16 protein-coding genes are annotated in these 19809 nt (G+C 71.3%); 9 read left to right on the forward strand and 7 right to left on the reverse strand.

Annotated elements, in window-relative coordinates:
* Positions 1-42 precede the first annotated feature (42 nt).
* The gene (locus D7X96_RS05240; RefSeq protein WP_121769147.1) at positions 43-918 is read left to right on the forward strand and encodes an SGNH/GDSL hydrolase family protein; all 876 of its coding nucleotides are present in this window, start codon (positions 43-45) and stop codon (positions 916-918) included.
* A gap of 6 nt (positions 919-924) precedes the next feature.
* Here the strand turns inward: D7X96_RS05240 and D7X96_RS05245 are convergent, their stop codons facing one another.
* Both D7X96_RS05245 and D7X96_RS05250 read right to left on the reverse strand, forming a co-directional pair.
* The gene (locus D7X96_RS05245) at positions 925-1782 is read right to left on the reverse strand and encodes a GspE/PulE/PilB domain-containing protein (protein WP_120546233.1); all 858 of its coding nucleotides are present in this window, start codon (positions 1780-1782) and stop codon (positions 925-927) included.
* A 70-nt stretch (positions 1783-1852) separates the two neighbouring features.
* A complete protein-coding gene (locus D7X96_RS05250; protein WP_121769148.1) occupies positions 1853-2224 on the reverse strand; it encodes a Spx/MgsR family RNA polymerase-binding regulatory protein in 372 nt (123 codons plus the stop codon).
* 155 nt (positions 2225-2379) lie between these two features.
* Here D7X96_RS05250 and D7X96_RS05255 point away from each other — a divergent pair, with 155 nt between their 5' ends.
* The 4 genes from D7X96_RS05255 to D7X96_RS05270 all read left to right on the forward strand — a co-directional run bounded on the left by D7X96_RS05255 (position 2380) and on the right by D7X96_RS05270 (position 7154).
* A complete protein-coding gene (locus D7X96_RS05255; protein WP_120546231.1) occupies positions 2380-3417 on the forward strand; it encodes a lysylphosphatidylglycerol synthase transmembrane domain-containing protein in 1038 nt (345 codons plus the stop codon).
* Between the two features lie 82 nt (positions 3418-3499).
* Positions 3500-3943: an SET domain-containing protein-lysine N-methyltransferase gene (locus D7X96_RS05260; protein WP_233610064.1), complete on the forward strand. Its 444-nt coding sequence runs from the start codon at positions 3500-3502 to the stop codon at positions 3941-3943.
* A 199-nt stretch (positions 3944-4142) separates the two neighbouring features.
* Positions 4143-5765, forward strand: coding sequence for a DUF1592 domain-containing protein (locus tag D7X96_RS05265; RefSeq protein WP_233610063.1), 1623 nt, complete (start codon positions 4143-4145; stop codon positions 5763-5765).
* Between the two features lie 12 nt (positions 5766-5777).
* Positions 5778-7154, forward strand: coding sequence for a DUF1552 domain-containing protein (locus D7X96_RS05270; RefSeq protein WP_120546229.1), 1377 nt, complete (start codon positions 5778-5780; stop codon positions 7152-7154).
* An 89-nt stretch (positions 7155-7243) separates the two neighbouring features.
* On the opposite strand, the gene D7X96_RS05275 is transcribed toward D7X96_RS05270, so the two are convergent.
* On the reverse strand, positions 7244-8530 hold the full coding sequence (locus D7X96_RS05275; RefSeq protein ID WP_279637351.1) for a pectin acetylesterase-family hydrolase: 1287 nt from the start codon (positions 8528-8530) through the stop codon (positions 7244-7246).
* A gap of 302 nt (positions 8531-8832) precedes the next feature.
* On the opposite strand from D7X96_RS05275, the gene D7X96_RS05280 reads away from it, so the two are divergent.
* Complete coding sequence (locus tag D7X96_RS05280) at positions 8833-9513, forward strand: hypothetical protein (protein ID WP_120546256.1); 681 nt, start codon at positions 8833-8835, stop codon at positions 9511-9513.
* Here the strand turns inward: D7X96_RS05280 and D7X96_RS05285 are convergent.
* Entirely contained in the window at positions 9504-11633 is a 2130-nt protein-coding gene (locus D7X96_RS05285; RefSeq protein ID WP_121769149.1) for an ATP-binding domain-containing protein, read from the reverse strand. The genes D7X96_RS05280 and D7X96_RS05285 overlap by 10 nt on opposite strands.
* A gap of 327 nt (positions 11634-11960) precedes the next feature.
* Between D7X96_RS05285 and D7X96_RS05290 the strand changes: the two genes are divergently transcribed.
* From D7X96_RS05290 to D7X96_RS05300, 3 genes are all read left to right on the forward strand, one after another.
* Positions 11961-12824, forward strand: a complete 864-nt coding sequence (locus D7X96_RS05290) for a hypothetical protein (RefSeq protein ID WP_120546226.1) — start codon at positions 11961-11963, stop codon at positions 12822-12824.
* Between the two features lie 77 nt (positions 12825-12901).
* Entirely contained in the window at positions 12902-15748 is a 2847-nt protein-coding gene (locus D7X96_RS05295; RefSeq protein ID WP_121769150.1) for a carboxypeptidase regulatory-like domain-containing protein, read from the forward strand.
* 50 nt (positions 15749-15798) lie between these two features.
* On the forward strand, positions 15799-16944 hold the full coding sequence (locus D7X96_RS05300) for an acyl-CoA dehydrogenase family protein (RefSeq protein ID WP_120546224.1): 1146 nt from the start codon (positions 15799-15801) through the stop codon (positions 16942-16944).
* A gap of 26 nt (positions 16945-16970) precedes the next feature.
* Here the strand turns inward: D7X96_RS05300 and D7X96_RS05305 are convergent, their stop codons facing one another.
* The 3 genes from D7X96_RS05305 to D7X96_RS05315 all read right to left on the reverse strand — a co-directional run bounded on the left by D7X96_RS05305 (position 16971) and on the right by D7X96_RS05315 (position 19734).
* The gene (locus tag D7X96_RS05305) at positions 16971-17510 is read right to left on the reverse strand and encodes a DUF2780 domain-containing protein (protein ID WP_120546223.1); all 540 of its coding nucleotides are present in this window, start codon (positions 17508-17510) and stop codon (positions 16971-16973) included.
* A 106-nt stretch (positions 17511-17616) separates the two neighbouring features.
* Positions 17617-18105 carry an NUDIX hydrolase gene (locus D7X96_RS05310; RefSeq protein ID WP_121722939.1) on the reverse strand — a complete coding sequence of 163 codons (489 nt, stop codon included), beginning with the start codon at positions 18103-18105 and terminating at the stop codon, positions 17617-17619.
* A 54-nt stretch (positions 18106-18159) separates the two neighbouring features.
* Positions 18160-19734: a glycosyltransferase family protein gene (locus D7X96_RS05315; protein ID WP_147442601.1), complete on the reverse strand. Its 1575-nt coding sequence runs from the start codon at positions 19732-19734 to the stop codon at positions 18160-18162.
* Positions 19735-19809 lie beyond the last annotated feature (75 nt).

The raw sequence follows: 19809 nt of genomic DNA on the forward strand, positions 1-19809 counted from the left end.
GTGTACGGACGCGGGGTCCGGGAAGTAGCTTCGCCTCCGCCGATGTCGACCCGTCCTTCTCGCGCGCTCCTCTTCCTGGCGTTCCTGTCCACGGCGGCCCAGGCCGCTCCGGAATCCGCCCCCGGGCTGACCGCCTCGCCCGTGCTGCCCACCGCTCCGGCCCGGGCCGCCCTCCCGGCGCCCGCGCCCCGCCGCACCGTGCTGCTTTTGGGTGACAGCCTCATCGCCACGGGCTTCGGGGAGTACCTCCAGAACCAGCTGGCCGCGCACCCGGGCATCCGCTGCGAGCGCCGCGCGAAGTCCTCCACGGGCCTGGCGCGCCCGGACTTCTTCGACTGGCTGGAGGTCGGTCAGCAGGAGGTCCAGGAGCACCAGCCGGACGTCGTGGTGGTCATCCTGGGCGGCAACGACGGGCAGGCCCTGCACACGCGTCAGGGGCGCGCCACCGTGGCCTGGGGCAAGCCGGACTGGCAGGGCGAATACCGCCAGCGGCTCACCGACTTCGTCACGGCCATCTCCGCGCCGGGCCGCAAGATTGTCTGGCTGGAGCTGCCCGCCACGGGCCGCCAGCGCTTCGAGCAGAAGCTCACGCTGATCCGCGACCTGCAGCGGGAGGTCATCGCCGGGCGTGGAGACGCCGTGCACCTGGAGACGCGGCCCTACTTCACCGACGCGCGCGGCAAGGCGCTGAAGCAGGCCCGCGTGGAGGGCTTCCGCAAGCCCATGCGCCTGCGCATGACGGACGGCGTGCACTTCACCGTGGCCGGCGGCCGCTACTTCGCGAACAAGGTCTATCCGGAGGTTCTGGGCGTGCTGGGCCTGGAGGCCCCGTCTCCAGACGAAAAGCACACCGCGCGCCCCGCGCCCGTGAAGCCGGCGATGCAGGCCGCCGCCCCGGCGACGTCAGCGGCCCCGTAGCCCCTGTCAGGAGTGGCGCGGCCAGGAGTCCTCGTTGCCCGCGTCCGGACGCAGCCTGCGCACGGCGCGCAGGAGCAGCTCCTCGTCGCGCGGGTTGGCCAGGAAGCCGCGCGCGTTCAGCTTGCGCGCCCGGTCGAAGCCCTCGTCGTCGTTGGTGCCGTGCACGATGAGCTCGCCCTCGATGTGGACCTCGCCCGCGAGCAGCCCCTCCATGGCCTGGAGCGGGGCCAGCACCACGTCGTTCGCGCGCGTATGAAGCACCTCCAGCGGCGTGGCGACGCGTGACGGGATGCCGTTGCGCGCGAGCGTGCGGGAGATGAGCACCGCGGTGACGGGCGGCCAGCCGTAGAGCATCAGCGGCGGGTGGGGCACGGCGGGGCGGCGCGGCTCCGGCGAGGACTCGGACGTCTCCCGGATGCCATAGAGGGCGCTGAGCGCGCGGGACAGGGCGCTGTCGGAGGCCAGGTGCGGCTCCACGCGCGCCTTGCCGGACACGGCGCGCACGTCATCCACCGCGTCCAGCGACAGCGGCGCGGGCACGGCCAGGTGCAGGACCTCCTTGTCCTCGCGCGCCTCCAGCCGCAGCGGCACGACGCCGTACTGCCGGGCGATGCGCGCGGGCACCAGCTTCGTCAGCGACCGGTCCAGCGGGTGCCGGTCCAGGTCCACGGCGTCCACGTCGAACTGGACGGCCAGCCCCCGCAGCACGTCCGCCTCCGTGCACACGCCCTCGCTCACCAGGGCGCGTCCCAGCGGGACATGGACCTCGTGGTGGTGCACGAGCCCCAGCCGCAGCTGGCCTTTGTCCACCACTCCCAGCTCCAGGAGGATCTCCCCCAAGGGGCGTCTGGATCCGATTTCCATGCCCCCTCAACGTGGCAACCCGCCCCGCACGCGACGACGGTCGGACGGGGGCCCGTCCGGCCGCCCGCCCTCAAGCACCGTGAAGGGCGAAGAGCGCTTCGTAGGCTTCCGGCTTGAAGCCCACGGTGACGGCGTCCTTCGTGACGAGCACCGGGCGCTTCACCAGCTTGCCGTCCTTCGCCAGCCACTCCACCAGCTCCGCGTCGGAGGCCGCGTCCACCTTCTGCTTGCCCAGGGCCCGGTAGCTCTGGCCGCTGGTGTTGAGCCACTTGCGCACGGACACGCCGCTCTTGGGAATCCACTGGCGCAGCTCCGCCACGGTGGGCGGCTGCTCCACGATGGGCCGGACGCGGTGGGCCACGCCCCGCGCCTCCAGCCACTTCAGCGCCTTCCTGCAGGTGTCACAGCCGGCGTACGCCAGCACGAGGATGTCGTCGGACATGCGCGGGCTTCTACCAGACCGCCCGCCGCGAGCAGGCCTCCGAGTGCTTGCCTTCCCGCACGCAGGGCAGGCAGGCCGCCGCGCCCGGGACCCTGCCCCCCGGGGCGATGAAGCGCATTCTTTCCGAAGCCATCCCATTCCCGGAAAGGAGCCGCATGGAGGGCACTCGCGCCGACCCCATCCCCACGCTGGAGGAACCGCTGGAGGTTCCCGCGAAGCGGCGGCGGGGCTGGTGGATTCCAGGGGTGGTGCTGCTCGCCGTGCTGCTGGCGTTCATCTTTTCGCGGCACAACGAGGAGAAGCAGTTCCTGGAGCTGCTCAAGCAGGCCCGGCCCGCGTGGCTGCTGGTGGCCGCCGCGTTCCAGGTGGGCACCTACCTGTGCGTCGCGGGCATCTGGTGGATGGTCCTGCACCGGGCGCGCATCAAGACGTCGCTGTGGTCGCTGGCGCGGCTGTCGCTCATGAAGCTCGCGTTCGACCAGGTGATTCCCACCGGCGGCGTGGGCGGGTCGCTGCTCGTGGGGCGGGGGCTTCGCCGCGAGGGCGCGAGCCCCGGCACCGCCGCGGGCGCGGTGCTGCTCACGGTGCTGTGCTTCTACATCGCGCAGGCGCTGGGCGTGGGCGCGAGCCTGTACTTCCTCTGGCGCCGCTCGGAGCTCAACGAGTGGATCCAGTGGCTCGTCACCGGCTTTGGCGTGGTGGCGTTGATCATCCCCCTGGGCATCCTCTGGGCCACGCGGCACCGCGAGTGGAAGCCGGGCCGCTTCGCGCGGCGCATCCCGTCGCTGGGCACGCTGCTCAAGGCCATCGCGGAGGTGCCGCCCGGCATGCTGCTCAACCCGGGGCTGCTCGCGCGCGGCGTCGTCCTGCAACTGGCCGTGTACGTGCTGGACGCGGCCACGCTGGGCGCCATGCTCCGCGCCATGGGGCAGACGGTGCCCCTGAGCACCGTGTTCGTCAGCTTCATGGTGGCCTCCATGGCGGAGACGGTGTCCATCATCCCCGGCGGCGTGGGCACCTACGAGGCCGCGTCCGTGGGCATGCTCAACCTCTTCGGCGTCCCGGTGGAGGCGGCGCTCGCGGGCACGCTGCTCCTGCGCGGCTTCACGCTCTGGCTGCCGCTGTTGCCCGGCCTGTACCTCCTGCGCCACACCTTCCGCCGCCGCCCCGTGCCTGGCGGCCAGGCAGGCTGACTTCACGGCAGGTCGAGGCGCGCTTCACCCGTTCGTGACGGCTTCCCGTGGCCACCCGTCTTGCGCGATGGTTCGCTCCAGCGTGGACGACACCGGAAGCGAGAACGAAGCACTCATGAACCTGGGCCCGGCGCTGTTCCTCCACCCCGGCGTGAAGGTGCGCCCGTGCGAGTGGGGGATGGGCGTCTTCACCGACGTCTTCATCGCCGCGGGCGAGCTCATCGAGGAGTGCCACTACCTCAAGGTCCCTCAGCGCCTGTGCCGGGGCGAACCGCTCGACGACTATGTTTTCGAGATTCGTTGGCACCGCCACGAGCAGCACCGCTATGGGAACTGGGTCGCGCTCGTGATGGGCTACGGGATGATCTACAACCACGCGAGCGATCCCAACGCGGAGTACGGCCGCGCGGAGGACCGCGATGTGTTCCGTTATCACGCACTGCGGGACATCCACCCTGGTGAGCAGATCTTCATCTCGTACGGTGAGAATTGGTGGAAGGCGCGGGGCGAGGAAGTCCCTCCCTGAGTCGTCCCCACACCGTGTGCGCACCTGACAGGCGTGGACGCACTTCATGCCCCGTGAGCAGGGCTTCTTTGTCGGGCAAGCGTGGAAACGCCCGGAAATGAAATCCCCCCTGTCCGCGTGGGGAGCAACCGTTACAATGCTGACCGCCTGTGCGCCGGTCGTCTGTCAGGCCGCGCGGGTGCGAGGAATGCCAGACATCATGCCACTGCGTCGTTTCTACCTCTCCTCCGCTCTCGTGCTGTCCGCCTCCGCCTGCACCGGCAACATCGGTGGGCAGGACGCGGCACCTGAGAGCGCGGCGGCGCCCGCGCGCGTGCGCCGGTTGACGCGCGACGAGTACAACAAGTCCGCCGCCGCGGTGCTGGGCACGGAGGTGGACATCGCCCAGGGCTTCGCGGCGGAGGACACCATCCTGGGCTTCTCCACGCACGAGCGGCTCCAGGTGACGTCGCTCCTGGCGGATCAGCTGGACACCGCGGCGGTGACGCTGGCGGAGCAGGGCAAGTCACAGCTGAGTGACCTGTACGCGTGCCCCAAGGGCAAGACGCCGGATGAGTGCGCGCGGTCCTTCATCCAGAAGGTGGGTGAGCGCGCCTTCCGCCGCCCGGTGACTGCGGAGGAGGAGACGGACCTCTTGGCCCTCTTCAACCAGGGCAAGCAGGGCGGGACCATGGAGACGGGCGCGGAGCTGGTGCTCCAGGCGCTCTTCTCCTCCGCGTCGTTCCTGTACCGCACGGAGCTGGGCCCGGAGACCGCGCGCAAGGGCCAGGTCGTGGAGCTGACCCCCTACGAGGTCGCCTCGGAGCTGTCCTTCATGGTGACCGGTGGGCCGCCGGACGCCACGCTGCTCGCGTCCGCCAAGGCCGGCTCGCTGTCCTCGCCCGACGAGCGCGAGGCCCAGGCCCGGCGCCTGCTCAAGACGGAGGCCGCGCAGAACAAGCTGCGCCAGTTCTTCATTGAGTGGCTGGGGCTCAACGGCCTGGCCAAGGTCAACAAGAACAACCTCGTGTACCCGGACTTCAGCGTGGACTTCCGCGACTCCATGGTCCGCGAGCGCGACGCCTTCATCGACTCCATCGTGAAGGACCACTCGGGCTCCGTGGAGGAGCTCATGGGCGCGAAGTACTCGTTCGTGGACGAGACGCTGGCCAACTTCTACGGCGGCCTGGACCGCACCAACGTGGATGAGAACACCGGCCTGGGCCGCGTGACGCTGCCCCCGGAGCGCCAGGGCATCCTCACCCAGGCGGGCGTGATGGCCACGTACGCCCACTTCGACTCGTCCTCGCCCATCAAGCGCGGCAAGTTCGTGCTCACGCGCCTGTTGTGCCGCACGGTGCCCGCGCCGCCGGCCAACGTGTCCACCATTCCCCCGGCCCTGTCGGAGGACGCCACCACCCGCGAGCGCTTCGCGGCGCACACCAACAACCCGAACTGCGCCAGCTGCCACAAGACCATCGACCCCATGGGCTTCGGCATGGAGGACTTCGACGGCCTGGGCCAGCACCGCACGGTGGAGAACGGCCGCACGGTGGACGCCAGCGGCGCGGTGATCGCCAAGGACGGCACCACCAACCTGGGCAGCTTCACCGGCGGCGCGCAGCTGGCGCGCTACCTGACGACGAGCGAGGAGCTGGCCAACTGCGTGCCGCTGCAGCTGGTGCGCTACGCCATGGGCCGCGACGAGCACGCCTCGGACACGGAGCTGCTGTCCGCCATGCGCACGGGCCCCTACCGCTCGGACCACCTGAAAATCACCGAAGCGCTGGTCAGCCTGGTGCGCTCGGCTTCCTTCACGCAGCGGCGTCTGCCCACCCGTTGAGCTTTGACTCCCATGCCCCGCGACTTCTCCCGACGCAGCATCCTGAAGCTCCTGTCCGGCACGGCCATGGCGGCGCCCTTCGCGCACCTGCTCACCAGCTCCGTGGCCGAAGCGGCGGACGCCGCGCCCCTGCGCTTCATCGCCCTGTTCACCCCCCACGGCTTCCTGCCGGAGTACTGGACGCCCAAGGGCAGTGACACGGGCTACGACATCAACTTCGAGAACTCCGTCCTCCAGCCGCTCCAGCGCCACCGCGACAAGCTCCTGGTGCTGGACGGCCTGGACTACCGCGTCCTCTACGAGCACGGCCGCACCGGCCACGAGGGCGGCCCCGTCACCTTCCTCACCGGCAGCCAGGTGGAGGTGTCCAGCGGCGACGAGCTGCCCTCCGGCCCGTCCCTGGACCAGGTGATTGGCAACACCATTGGCGGCGTCACCCAGTTCCGCTCGCTGCAGCTGCACGCCTTCGAGCAGTTCGGCGCCCAGCACGTCTACAACAGCATCTCCTTCACGGAGAACGGCTCGCGCGTGCCGTTCGAATTGAACCCCGCCAACGTCTACAAGCGGCTCTTTGCCAGCCTGGGCGGCTCCCCGGCGGAGGCGCAGGCCATCCTGACCCGGCGCAAGAGCCTGCTGGACTACCTCGTCAAGGACGCCACCCGGCTGAAGTCGCGGCTGGCGGCCGCGGAGGGCACCAAGCTGGACACGCACCTGGCGGCGCTGCGCGACATCGAGCGGCGGCTCACCCACACCGGCGCGCTCAACTGCGCCCGGCCGGAGGCGCCTTCGGAGAGCGACCTGGGCGACATCAACAGCATGCCCGCGCTCACCGAGCTGCACATGGACCTCATCGCCCGCGCGTTCGCGTGTGATTTGACGCGCGTGGTGACCATGACCATCCCCGGGTCGTCCATGCCGTGGATTGGCATTGACGAGGACATCCACAACGACATCGCCCACCGCACGGACACCCAGTCCGAGCCGGCGCGCACCGAAATCCGCCTGCGCATGGTGCGGGTGCAGCGGTGGTACGCCGAACAGGTGGCCCGGCTGATGGACACGCTCAAGTCCATCCCGGAGGGCAGCGGCACGGTGCTCGACAACACCCTCATCCTCTGGGGGAACGAGCTGGGGGACGCCGCCGGCCACATGAACGTGTCCATCCCCACGGTGCTGGCGGGCGGCGCGGGCGGGAAGTTCCGCATGGGCCGCATGCTGTCCCTGCGCCCCGGCAAGGATCCGCTGGACACGTGGCCGGGCCCGGGCAGCCCGCTGCCGGGCGCGGTGGCGCACAACAAGCTGCTCACCTCCATTGCCCAGGCCTTCGGCGTGAACGTGGACCGCTTCGGCCACCCGGACTACGTGGGCACGCTGCCCGGCCTCACCTGAAGCCGGTAGGGCAGGCCTGAAAAGACAACGGGAGCGGACCCCTGGGGCCCGCTCCCGTTTTTCGTTTCAGGGACAGACAGCGGTGGGGACTACCCGCCGAGCGCGCCGTTGATGAGGGGCGCGAGGATGCTCATGCCCGCGTCCTCGTTGTTGTAGTTGTTGGCGGGCTCGTAGATGCGGATGCGCTGGTTGTTGTTGATGAAGCGCGACAGGAAGACGTCCATGGGGATCATCTCGCTGTGGCAGGCCCAGGACTGCCACGGGCTGTCGATGTACTCGTACCAGTACTTCTTCTCCATCCGCTGGCAGGCGTGCGCGCCCACGAAGGTGATGATGGTGCTGCAGTGGCTGGCGTTGATGGCGCGCTGGTGCGGGATGAAGTAGCTGAAGTTGTTGTACTTGTTCAGCTCCGTCACGAACGCATCCTGGTCCTGCTTCCAGTACGCGTGGATGGACGCCTCGTCGTTGGGCGTCTTGAAACGCTCATACGAATAGCGCGAGTAGTTGTAGTCCATCGTGTAGCCCGTGTACGCGAGCTGGTCGTTCGGGAACTCCGTGGCCACCATCTTGTTGATGGAGCCCATGTCGCTGATGTTGAAGCTGGCCGGCAGCTGGCTGAACACGGAGTCCAGGTTCCACGACGAGCGGATCTGGTTGTGCAGCGAGCGCGACAGGGAGTTCGCGTTCGGCGCCATGAAGATGGGGCCGGAGTCGTTGATCATGTATCCCTTGGCCGGGTTGATGGCCTTGCGGATGAAGTAGTAGCCGGCGGAGGTGGACGTGCCGCCCGCGCTGTAGCCCGTCACCAGCAGCTTCTGGACGCTGGGGAACTGCTGCTTGGCGTAGTTCGCCGCGGCCAGCGTGTTGTTGTAGCCGTTGTGGTACCAGGTCAGCGGCGCCTGGCCGCCGGTGGTATCCGTGTAGACCTTGGCGTTGTTGCCAATGTGCACGTCGCCCGTGCAGTAGGGCAGGTAGACGATGTTCCAGCCCTTGGTGACGATGTCCTTGCGGTCGCGGAAGGGCAGGCCCGGGTCCGCGCCGTTGACGATGGGGGACACGTACTTCGCCGTGAACTGCGTCATGTAGTCGTCGGCGATGCCGTTGGGGTTCGCCGCGCCCAGGATGCCCAGGCGGCCGCTACAGGAGTCATAGTCCCAGCACGCGCCACCGCCCTCCATCATGAAGAGCACGTTGGGCGAACCCGTCTTGTGCACGAAGAACTTGTACTGAGAGCCGTTGCCACACTTCAGGCCGGGCAGCGCCACCTTCTGCCAGGGGTAGGTATTTCCGCCGTCCACCAGCACGTCGACGATGCCTTCCACCAGCACTTCGGCATGCGCGGCGCCCACGGGGGCGGAGAGGGCCAGAAGGCTCATCCAGAGAAAACTTCTCATGCGGCTTCCTCCAAGAGGGGGAGTTCGAGTGGGGTTGCGGCCGCGGATGATACGTTTTTGTTTATCAGCCGGAAGCAGGGAAACTTCGCTTGCGGTGAAAATAGTGAATTCCGCGTAGAGTGGAGCATTCCATCTGAAAGGATTGTAATTGTCACTGCGCGTCAGCCAGGGGTTGGGAATTGACGCGCCGGGACATGTTTTAAATGTATCAATTGCGCGCCGCGTCGGTGTGAGGGCATGGCGTGGGTTGCGGCGGGTGCGGGGCGCGCGGTATGGCCTTGGGCATGAGCACGCACGCGCGATGGAAGCTGCCCCTGGGCACTGCGGGAGTCCTGGTCCTGGCGGTGGGGGCGTGGCTTGTCTTTGGCGGGCAGGCTCCGGAGGACACCGCGCCGTCCGCGCCGCCCGCGACGGTGACGCAGGCCCCTTCGCCGCCGCCCGTGTTCGCCTCCACCCCGGCGGTGCCCCGCTCGAAGGACGGCGGGTTGGACCTGGTGGGCGCGGCGGCGGCGCAGGTGCAGGCGGCGCCCCCGGATGAAGAGCCCGCCCCCTATCCGGTGGACCTGGAGGCGCTGCGCGCGAAGCTGCCGGGCAACCTGTACTTCGAGATGGACGCGCCCACGAAGGACCCGGCGGAGCTGAGCCGCCGCGAGGGCGTGAAGGCGAAGTGGAACGCGCTCTACGGCAAGGTGCTGTCCAACGAGGCGTCCGAAGAAGAGGTGCACCAGTACTACGAGCACCGCCGCCAGGTGTCCGAGGACGCCATCGCCTTCGCCACCACGATGCTCCAGGACTACGGCGACAAGCTGCCGTCCGAGCACCGGGGCCTGTTGGAGCTGAGCGTGAACATGCACCGCACGCGCCTGGCGGAGATTCCCCGCCAGGAGTCGGACGCGCTCGCGCGCCGCGAGGCCCACGCCCAGCGGCAGAAGGAGTGGCGCGCGGGCGGCGGCCGTCAGCCCTGAAGGGACGCGTCCGCGCCGGGGAAGGTGCGGATGAGCGGGGAGCGCACGGCGGACGAGGCCACCCACAGCTGGTGGGAGGCGCGGGTGACGGCGACGTGCAGCCTGCGGCGGGCCTCGTCGTCCGCGGGGTAGGCGCGCGCGGTGACGTCCGGCAGGACGACGTAGTCGAACTCCAGGCCCTTCACGTTGTCCACGTCCGTCACGTCCACGCCGGGCTCGAAGGAGAAGTCGCCCTCCAGCACCAGCCGCGCCCAGGGCATCTCCCGGATGACGCGGTGGAAGGACTGGGCGGCCTCGCGGCTGCTGGCGATGACGCCCACGGACGCGTGCGGCTCGCGCAGCACCAGGTCGCGCAGGGCGTCTCCCAGGAAGAGCCACGCCTGGGCTTCGTCCGGGAAGTGGTGGAAGCCCACGGGCGCGCCCTCGCGGCCGGCCTTCGCGGCGTTGGACGGGGACTGCGTGCCCAGCACGTGCTGCGCCAGCTCCACCACCGGGCGCGGGCAGCGGTAGGACACCTGGAGCCGGCAGGTGGCGGCGTCGCGGATGCCCAGCTCCTCCAGCGCGGCGTCCCAGCCGGCGAAGCCCGTGGTGGTCTGCTGCACGTCGTCCCCGGCCAGCGTGCAGCTGCGGCTGTCGCCGAGCAGCTGGCTGACGACGAAGAGTTCGAAGAGGGAGAAGTCCTCCGCCTCGTCCAGCACCACGTGCGCCAGCCGCTCCGCGCCCAGCGCGCCCCGCTGCGCCTTGAGGAACATGAGGATGGGCAGGTCGTCCGCGTCCACCGTGCCCGCGAGCGCGTCCGTCGTGTCCGCTTCAATCGCGCGCCCGTCCACGGTGACGAGCCGGTCCTCGTCGAAGCCCTTGTACTGGCGCGACAGCGGCGTGGCCGTCTGGTGCTTCGTGTGCTCCAGCACCTCCGCCACCACGGTGCGCGGCAGCTCTCCCTTCGCGTCCTCCACCACGGCCTCCAGGAAGGCGCGGTCCAGGTACGCGTCCGCCAGCTTGATGCGCAGCCGGTCCAGCGTGGGGGGCAGGGGCTTGCCCTTGAACACGGGCAGGCGGCCGGCCAGCGCGCGGCGCAGGGCGGGGTGGCGCTTGAAGCGCGACACGAGCGCGGGCGTGTCCGGGGACAGCTTGATGCCGGGCACGCTGAAGGCGCTCCTCGCGGTGGCCAGCGACCACGACTCCAGCGTCTCCACGGACACCTTGCCCAGGCCCAGCGGCGCGAGCAGCCGGCGCGTGAGCCGGGCCAGGCCCGCCTCCGGGACGACGACCTGGGTGCGCGCCTGCGGGTACGTCTTCGCGTCGTCGAAGACGACCTTGGCCAGCCGGTGCAGGGCCACCGTCGTCTTGCCGCTGCCCGCGCTGCCCAGCACCAGCAGCGGCTGTTCCGGGCCGGTGCTGACGGCGGCGTACTGCTCCGCGTCCAGCAGCGCCGTCACGCCGAAGGCGTCCTCCACGCGCGTCTCGCCGCGGCCCACGCCCAGGAAGCCCGGACGCGCGGCGGTGCCGGTGCCGCCCGAGAGCACGGAGGTCGCGTCGCGCCCGCGCGCGTGCCAGCGGCCCTGTGAATCGCGCTGGAGCAGGTGCGGGCCGGTGCTGATGCGGGTGAGCACGCCCTTCTCGATGATGACCAGGCGGCGCGCCTCCACCTCGCCCTCGGAGAGCCGGTCGCCGAAGTACTCCTCGAACGCGTCGCCCTCCTCGTAGTTGTAGAAGACGCGGGCCACCGGGGCGAATCTCCAGTCGATGACGCGCACGCCGGCGGAGAGGTTGGCGAAGCTGGTGCGCCCGAGCAGGTAGTCGCGCGCGCCCGTGGGGCCGGACAGGCGCAGGTGCGCGAAGTAGGGGGCGTTCGCGTCCGGCAGCGGCACGGACTCCTGGCGCTCCAGCATGGAGCGCACCTCGTTCATCTGGGTGAAGACGTGCGGCAGGTCCGCGGCGTGCGCCGTGGTGGCGTCGTCGCGCAGCACCGCCAGCTGGGCCATGAGCCCCTGCGTGTCCAGCGTGCGCCCCGCGGCCTGGCGGCGCGCCTCCGCCAGCGCCTGCTGGACGCGGGAGAGCAGGGCCTCCTCCTCGGCGATGAGCGCGAGCGCCTCGGGCGACAGCTCCTGGCCGGCCATGACGTCTTCCTTTCCGCTACGTGGGCGTTGGTGGCCGTGCAAGGTGAACGCTGGCCTGCGCCGGGTCAACCCGTTGGATTTCCGGGCCGTCTTGCTAGATTGAGGATCGCGGTCAGGGCGCCGGGCCCGCGTCCCAGGTCCTCCCGCGCCCCTGCTCCCCATCCACCCCACCAGGTTGCCTCCCCGTGGGGTGGGGTGGATGTCCGCGAGTGGTCGCTGAAGGGGGCTGTCTGTCGAATGGCGGCGCGCGCCGGGGGCGGGTGGCTTCTAACGGCGCTGGCGGCTTGCTTCCGTCCGCATCCATCCCGAACACGGAGGATGCACCGGATGACCTCGATGAATGCGCCGTTCCGCTGGACGCTGTCGCTCGCCGCCGCGCTGGGACTCGCCACCTCCGCGGGAGCCCAGGAGCCGGTGGAGCCACCGCCGGAGCCCCAGGCGGAGACGGAGACGACCACGACGACGTCCACCACCACGAGCTCGGAGACGAGCTCGGAGGGGATGTCGCGGCAGGCGGAGATGGGCCGCATCGGGCCGCAGTTCGCGGTGAGCGGCAACGTGGGCTTCGGCCTGGGCTACGTCTACACGAACGGCCAGAGCCCGGGGGGCGGCCTGGAGGATTTGAAGATCACCGACTCCGCGAAGATCTCCTTCCCCATCATCGCGGAGCTGGGCTTCCGGGTGACGCCGCGCTTCTACCTGGGCGTGTGGGGCAGCTGGGAGCCGGTGCTGACGAAGACGAATGCGCTGTCGTGCCCGGAGGGCTTCCAGTGCGACACCTTCCAGTGGCGCGTGGGGCCGGAGGTCCGCTACCACATCCGGCCGGGCTCGGGCTTCGACCCTTACATCGGCCTGGGCGTGGGTCTGGAAATCCTGAAGAGCCACGTGGAGGGGGACACGCAGCTGCAGGTGGCTCCGGGCGTGTTCGTCCCCACGCACGTGGACACGCACGTCAACGACCGGGGGCCCACCATCGCGCGCGTCACGCTGGGCGGCGACCTGCGGGTGTCGCGGAGCCTGTCGGTGGGGCCCATCATCAGCGCGTCCGTGGGCCAGTACACGGTGCGCACCGGGACGCAGACGCTGGACATCACCGGCGTGGGCAGCCGGGACCAGGACCTCGCGCCCGTGGATGACGGCTTCCACGCGCTGTTCACCGCGGGCATCCGGATCGCGTTCCTGCCCCTGTAGCGCGTGCGCGGCGTGCACTTTCCTGGAACCTGGGGACCGGGTGAGGTGTCTTGGGGCGCACCTCTCCCGGAGGGTGCATGGCGTCTCGAAAGGTGTTCGTCGTGGTGGCCGGGCTGGCGCTCCTGCTGGCCGGCGGCTTTGTCTGGATGCGCGCCCCCGCGCCGGCCGTCGTGGGGGTGCGCGGCGAAGCGGTGACGTCCTCCCCTCCGCCCGCGTCCGGCCCGGCGCGGACCGCGGCGCGCCATGGAGGCGGAGCGACCGCGCTCGTGGAACAGCCCATGCGGGGCGCGGATGGAGCGCTGCGCGTGGAGGCCGTCACTGCGTCCGGGCCGCTCGCGGGCGCGGAGGTGACGCTGTACCTGCGGGGACCGGCGTCCCCCGGTTCGCGGCTGCCGTCGTGGCGCGTGGCGGGACAGGGGCGGACGGACGCGGGCGGCGCGCTGGTGTTGCCGGCGCGTCCCGGTCCCTATCTCGTCACCGCGCGCGCGCAAGGACTGGCGCTGGCGCGCGCGGAGGTGACGCGTCCCCGCGGTGAAGCGCTGTCCACGGTCCGCCTGGTGCTGGAGCCCGGCGTGTCGCTGACGGGCCTGACGGTGGAGCGCGTGGGCGGCGCGCCGGTGCCCCAGGTGGAGCTGACGCTCACGCCGCACACCGGCTTCGAGGATGCGCTCCCCGTGTTCCTGCAGACGGGCGCGTCCGTGCCGGACGAGGCGCGGCACGAAGCGCTCAGCGACGCACGGGGCGCGTTCGGATTCCACGGCCTGGCGCGCGGTGAATACCAGTTGGAGGCGAGAGCCCCGGGCCATGCGCCCCACCGCATCGCGCGCGTGCACGTGCCGGGGACGGACGTGCGTGTCGAACTGGACGGCTCCGCGTTCATCGAGGGCTTCATCACCCGCGCGGATGGAACGCCCGCGTCCGGAGCGCGCGTGAGCGCCTGGGGCGAGGACGGCGCGGTGGAGGTGGAGGCCGGCGACACGGGGAGCTTCTCGCTGGATGTGCCGCCCGGGTCGTTCCAGGTGACGGCCCGCCATGGGGAGGAGACCGGCGCGGCTGGTGGCCCGGTCGTGGTGGGGCCGGGCATGACGGTGAAGGACGTGCGGATCCGCCTGGGCGGCGCGGCGTCGCTCGCGGGCGTGGTGCGGCGCAAGGACTCGGGCGAGGCCATCGCGGGGGCCACGGTGGGCGTGCGCGCGCACGGCGACCGGGCGGACCTGCTCCAGGTGCGTTCGGAGGAGGACGGGCGCTTCGAGGTGGGAGGGCTCGCGCCGGGCGCCTACGACGTGCGGGTGCTCGCGCCGGGATTCCAGCCGCTCACGCGCATGGGGCTGGGCGTGCTCGCGGGTCAGCGCTTCGACCTGGTGCTGGAGCTGGCTGCGCCGGGGCGCATCGAGGGCACGGTGGTGGATGGCGCCCAGGCACCGCTTCCCGGCGTGACGGTGGTGGCCCAGCTCCGGTGGCTGCCGCTGCCGGACGCGCTGCCCTCGGTGACGGATGCTCAGGGGCGCTTCACGCTGGAGGACGTGCCGGAAGGCACCGTGTTCGTCGCGGCACGCCGCGCGAACAGCGAGGACGAAGTGCGCCAGCCCGTGCGCGTTGAGGCAGGGAAGACCGCGACGGCGCGGCTGACGCTCGTGGACGAAGGTGTGCTGGAGGGCACCGTGCGCACCGAGGACGGTGCGCGGCCCTCGGGCCCGGTGACGGTCACCGCGCACCGGGTGGACGCGCCGGCCTCCGAGTCCGTCGACGTGCCCGCGAAGCCGGATGGCACGTGGTCGATGCGCGTGGGCGCGGGGCGCTACCAGCTGAGCGCGTGGCTGTCCGCGCTGCGCTTCCAGAATGGCGACCAGCAGCAGGTCGTGGAGCTGGAGGCCGGCGGCCGGCGCCACGTGGACCTGGTGGTGGGCGAGCCGAAGAAGCCGCTCCGCGTGACGGTGCTGGAGCCCAACGGCGCGCCCAGCGTCCACGCGACGGTGATGGCCACGGAGGCGGGGCACACGGACATCCAGGCGGAGGAGATGACGGACGCGTCCGGTCAGGCGGTGCTGGCGCTGGATGGCTTGGGTTCGGACGCGTGGCGCGTCTGGTCCACGAACGGCGGACGGCAGGGCGAGGCCGTGAGCGTGTCCGCGTCCCGGAAGGAGCTCACGCTCCAGCTGAAGCCCGGGGCCCGGCTGAGGGGCACCGTGCGCTCGGCGGGAGGCCGCGAGGTGCGGGGCTTCACGTTGACGGTCACCGCGGCGCGCGGCGAGGACGACTTCCTCTCCAGCGTGGAGCGCCAGTTCTCCGGGGACGCCTTCCAGGTGGATGACGTCTTCCCCACGCGCGTCACCGTCACGGCCACGCTGCCGGACGGGCGCGCGGGCAAGGTGGACGTGTCACTTGCGTCCGGCGCGGAGGCCATCGTGGAGGTGGTGGTGGACGCGGGCGGCAGCGTGTCCGGACGGCTGGTGGATGCGCGCACGGGTGAACCGCTGGTGGGCGCGTACGTGGACGCGGATGGCATCGCGTCGCCCACCACGGGCGCGGACGGACGCTTCGAGTTGAAGGACCTGGCCCCTGGCGCGCACCGGCTCACCGCGTGGAGCCGGGGACGGGAGCTGGTGGACCGGCGGGTGACGCTGTCGGCGGGGAAGACGCAGGCGCTGGGGGACTGGCGCCTGGGGCTTCAGCGCGTGGAGCCGGGACGGCTGGGCCTGAGCTTCGGCATGACGGGGCGGGACGTGGTCATCAGCGGCATCGCCGAGGGCGCGGACGTCGCTGGCCTGCGGGTCGGGGACGTGGTGCGCTCCATCGACGGAGCGGTGGTGCTGGACACGGGCGAGGCGCGGCGGCGGGAGCTGGGCTCGCCGGGCAGCCCCGCGGTGCTCGCGCTCCAGCGGGGCGGACAGGCCCTGTCACTCACGTTCATCCGCGCACGCTGAGGCCCGCGTGGCTTGAAAGCGCGGGTCAGGCCCTGACAGCATCCCGCGCCATGGATGAGCGCTTCACGCCGGAGCACGAGGCATTCCGCCGCACCGTGCGTCAGTTCGCCGAGAAGGAGCTGGCCCCGCACGCTCTGGAGTGGGACCAGGCCGGCGAGTTCCCCCGGGACGTGTTCCGCCGCTGCGGAGAGCTGGGCTTCTTCGGCATCAGCCATGATCCGGCCTACGGAGGCAGTGGGCTGGACTACTGGTACGTGGCCGCCTTCGCGGAGGAGCTGGCGCGCGCGCGCAACGGCGGCGTGGCGATGTCGCTCCTGGTGCAAGGGCAGATGGCCACACCGGTCATCAACGAGCTGGGCACCGACGAGCAGAAGCGCGAGTTCCTGGCCCCCGCGCTCACCGGGGAGCGCATCGCGGCGCTGGCGATGAGCGAGCCGGACGCGGGCTCGGACCTGGCCCGGCTGCGCACCACGGCGAGGCGGGACGGGGACGACTACGTCATCCAGGGCGCCAAGACGTGGATCTCCAACGGCGCCCGCGCGGACTTCCTGGTGCTGGCGGTGCGCACGGGCGGGGAGGGCGCGCCGGGCATCTCGCTGGTGACGCTGCCCACGGACGTGAAGGGCTTCAGCGTGTCGAAGAAGCTCCAGAAGGTGGGGCACCGCTCGTCGGACATGGCCATCCTCTACTTCGAGGACTGCCGCATCCCCGCGCGCTACGTGCTGGGCCGGGAGAACGACGGCTTCTTCCACATCATGAACAGCTTCCACGCGGAGCGCCTGGTGACGGCGCTCTACACGGTGGCGGTGATGGACGACCTGCTGCGGGAGGCCATCCGCTACGGTCGCGAGCGTCAGGCGTTTGGAAAGCGATTGCTGGACTTCCAGGTGTGGCGCCACACCTTCGTGGACCACGCCACCCGCGTGGAGGCGGCGCGGCAGCTCACCTATCAGGCGGTGCAGCTCTTCAATCGCAAACGCAAACAGAAGCCCGTGAAGGAGATCGCCATGGCCAAGCTCCTCACCACGGAGCTGGCCCAGCGCGTGGCCTATGACTGCCAGCAGTTCTACGGCGGCATGGGCTACGTGGAGGAGTCCCACGTCGCGCGGGCGTGGCGCGACGTGCGCATGCTCACCATTGGCGGCGGCACGTCCGAGGTGATGAAGGAGATCATCGCCGGGACGATGGCGCTGTAGCCCGGCGGGGGCCCGGGCCCCCGGTCCTATTTCCCCAACAGGCCGCCGAGCATCCCGCCCAGCCCGCCACCGCCCTGGGGACCGCCGCCTCCGCCGGAGCCGCCCGCGAGCAGGGGCACCACGGCGAGGATCTTCCCCACCAGGCCCGGGTCCAGGCGGGACTTGAGGAAGTTGAGGAGGATGGGCGCCACCAGGGTGGCCTTGCCCGCGTCCAGGTTGAAGCGCTGGAGGATGGCCACCACGCCGGCCACCTCGCCCGCGTGGGCCGCCGCGCCGCCCAGGGCGCCCATGAGGCCGCCGCCGCCTCCTCCACCGCCGCCCGCGCCGCCGAGCATGCCGCCCAGGGCGCCCATGAGGCCGCCGCCGTCGCCCGCCGGGGCCTGGGCCTGTGCCTGCTGCTGCCAGCCCTGCATCTCCGGGATGGCCTGGTCCATCTGCCGGGCCGCGTCCGGGCCCACCTTCTCCTGCACCGTGCCCTGCACGAGCTTCAGGAGCGAACCCGCGAGCCCCTGTGCCTGCGTGCCATCCACTCCAAGTTGCTGCGAGAGCTGTCCGATGAGGTCCATGCGCCGCGCTCCTTCACGTGAGTCCCAATGGGAAGGCGGCGGTTGTAGCGGCAGGGCGGGAGGGACGGCTTGAAAAACCCGCGCGAGCGTTGGTCGGAGGACGGCCCTACAGTCGGGTGAAGGACCAGCTCAGCGCGCGGCCGCCCTCGTAGGGCATGACGCCGTGGAAGGGGCGCGGGTCCTCGTCGAACACGAGCGGCAGGAAGTGCCGGTCCCCGTCCCACAGCGACAGGGACAGGATGGACGACACGGGGACCCAGGACAGCGAGCCCTCGGGGTTCTTGTCCAGGGGCGTGCCCGTGAAGGCGTCGATGCGGAAGATGAAGCCCAGCCAGTCCTCGCCGTGCTTGCCGAAGCCGGGCCAGGACAGGGTGCCGCGCAGGCTCATGCGCGTGCACTCGATGCCGGCCTCCTCGCGGATCTCCCGGCGCATGCACGCGGCGATGTCCTCGTCGCGTTCCATCTTGCCGCCCAGGCCGTTGTACTTGCCGTAGTGGGCGTCATCCGGGCGGGCGTCGCGATGGATGAGGAGCACCCGCTGGCCGTCCGGCGACATCACGTAGCCCAGCGTGGCGACGATGGGGGTGTAGGGCATGGGCCCGGTTCGTCCCCTGATTCCGGCGGGGCGTCAAGCGCCCGGCGTGTCGAGCTACGGGGACGCGCCGGTGGCGGAGGCGGATGTCAGCTCATGGCGGCGCCACAGCTCCACGGCGGGGGAGTCCGGCGACACGCCGCGCGAGTAGTTCGCCTGGAACCAGCGGCGGCTGCCGGTGGACAGCTGCCACTGGCCGCGCGCGCCCAGGAGCACGAAGTCACACCGCGCCAGGAGCGCGAGCATGCGCGTCTGGGAGTCCGCGCTGGCGAAGGCCGCCGCCGCGTCCGGGAAGCGCGTGCCGGACGCGACCGCGTCCTGGAGCATCAGCGCGTACGTGTCCAGGGGCACGGCCTGGCCCGGGAGCCTCGGCGGCAGCCGTCCGGCCAGGAGGCCCCAGCCCGGCTCGAAGCCGCACAGGGACGCGTCTGGCGGAACCTGCTCGCGCACGTAGCGGGCCAGGAGGACCTGCTCCGGAGGCCGGATCTCCGAACCGCGCAGCGCTTCCCGCAGCGAGTGCAGCGGCGCCAGCAGCACGAGCCCGAACGCCACCGCGCCCGCGGGCCGAGCCCGCGCGGAGGCCAGGCCCACGAGCGCCGCCGCGCCCAGTCCGGCGAGCAGCGCCTCCGGCCCCGCGAGCAGCGCGTTGTAGTTGGACCAGTAGCTGTGCGCGGCGAGGTACGCGGCCACGGTGAGCAGGTACGCGGTGGCGACGAAGCGCTCGGGGGCGGCCTGGGCGCGGGTGCCGCGCCGCACGGCCCGCGCCAGCGCGACGCACAGGCCCACCGCCGCGAGCAGCAGGGCGTAGCGCCGCCGCTCGTGGGTCATCTCCAGCAGCCGCTCCGAGCGGGACGTGACGCCGTCCTCGGGGCGGGCGGACTGGAACCACAGCACGTCGCGCACGAAGGCGCCCGGGGCCATCAGGGCCAGGGGCCCCACGAGGGCCAGCACCGTGAACGACGCGGCCAGCACGAAGCGCCGCGCCAGGCTCCAGCGAAGCTCGGGCGCCCGGGCCACCAGCGCCGCCGCGCCCCAGATGCCGCCCAGCACCTTCACCGACGCCATGACGCCCGCCAGCACCCCGGCGAGCCCCGCGCGACGGGGCAGGGGAGCCCGGCCCGAGGGCAGGAGCCACACGTTCGCGAGCCCCAGTCCGCACAGGTTGAGCAGCGGATCCAGGAACGGCCCGCGCTCCATGGTGACGACCTCCGGGTGCATCGCGTACGCGAGCGCGGCCACCACGCCGGCCACCGGTCCCCAGGCCCGCATCGCCAGCCGGCCCACCAGCACGGTGCTCACCGCGCCCATGGCGGTGGCCAGCCAGCGCGCCAGCGCGAAGCCCCTGGCCGGGTCACCGAACGCGCCGACGGCGGCGGCCGGAGCCCCCAGGAGCAGCGCGCCCGGCGGGTGCACGAAGAGGAAGTCGCGGTAGGGCAAGAGGCCCTTCCACAGGAGCGCGGACGCGGCGGCGTACACGCCCTCGTCGTAGTTCACGACGTAGCCGAGCGCCCCGGCGCGATGGAAGAACGGCAAGGCCCGAAGCACCCAGGCACCCACGCCCACCGCCACCAGCAACCCGGGCCACCAGCGCCGGGCCCTGCCACCCACCGTCAGCCACGTCAATCCGTCCAAGGTGTGAACATGCTACGCGAGCCACACGCGAGAAAAACAGGAGGCGGGGAGGCGACCCACGCCCCTGGCTACACC

Source organism: Corallococcus interemptor (assembly GCF_003668875.1).
GTDB lineage: Bacteria > Myxococcota > Myxococcia > Myxococcales > Myxococcaceae > Corallococcus > Corallococcus interemptor.

What these genes read in the sequence shown, in the direction of transcription:
- D7X96_RS05240 (WP_121769147.1), top strand. Translation starts at nt 43, where the DNA reads ATGTCGACCCGTCCTTCTCGCGCGCTCCTCTTCCTGGCGTTCCTGTCC.
- D7X96_RS05245 (WP_120546233.1), bottom strand. Translation starts at nt 1,782, where the DNA reads ATGGAAATCGGATCCAGACGCCCCTTGGGGGAGATCCTCCTGGAGCTG.
- D7X96_RS05250 (WP_121769148.1), bottom strand. Translation starts at nt 2,224, where the DNA reads ATGTCCGACGACATCCTCGTGCTGGCGTACGCCGGCTGTGACACCTGC.
- D7X96_RS05255 (WP_120546231.1), top strand. Translation starts at nt 2,380, where the DNA reads ATGGAGGGCACTCGCGCCGACCCCATCCCCACGCTGGAGGAACCGCTG.
- D7X96_RS05265 (WP_233610063.1), top strand. Translation starts at nt 4,143, where the DNA reads ATGCCACTGCGTCGTTTCTACCTCTCCTCCGCTCTCGTGCTGTCCGCC.
- D7X96_RS05270 (WP_120546229.1), top strand. Translation starts at nt 5,778, where the DNA reads ATGCCCCGCGACTTCTCCCGACGCAGCATCCTGAAGCTCCTGTCCGGC.
- D7X96_RS05275 (WP_279637351.1), bottom strand. Translation starts at nt 8,530, where the DNA reads ATGAGCCTTCTGGCCCTCTCCGCCCCCGTGGGCGCCGCGCATGCCGAA.
- D7X96_RS05280 (WP_120546256.1), top strand. Translation starts at nt 8,833, where the DNA reads ATGAGCACGCACGCGCGATGGAAGCTGCCCCTGGGCACTGCGGGAGTC.
- D7X96_RS05285 (WP_121769149.1), bottom strand. Translation starts at nt 11,633, where the DNA reads ATGGCCGGCCAGGAGCTGTCGCCCGAGGCGCTCGCGCTCATCGCCGAG.
- D7X96_RS05290 (WP_120546226.1), top strand. Translation starts at nt 11,961, where the DNA reads ATGACCTCGATGAATGCGCCGTTCCGCTGGACGCTGTCGCTCGCCGCC.
- D7X96_RS05295 (WP_121769150.1), top strand. Translation starts at nt 12,902, where the DNA reads ATGGCGTCTCGAAAGGTGTTCGTCGTGGTGGCCGGGCTGGCGCTCCTG.
- D7X96_RS05300 (WP_120546224.1), top strand. Translation starts at nt 15,799, where the DNA reads ATGGATGAGCGCTTCACGCCGGAGCACGAGGCATTCCGCCGCACCGTG.
- D7X96_RS05305 (WP_120546223.1), bottom strand. Translation starts at nt 17,510, where the DNA reads ATGGACCTCATCGGACAGCTCTCGCAGCAACTTGGAGTGGATGGCACG.
- D7X96_RS05310 (WP_121722939.1), bottom strand. Translation starts at nt 18,105, where the DNA reads ATGCCCTACACCCCCATCGTCGCCACGCTGGGCTACGTGATGTCGCCG.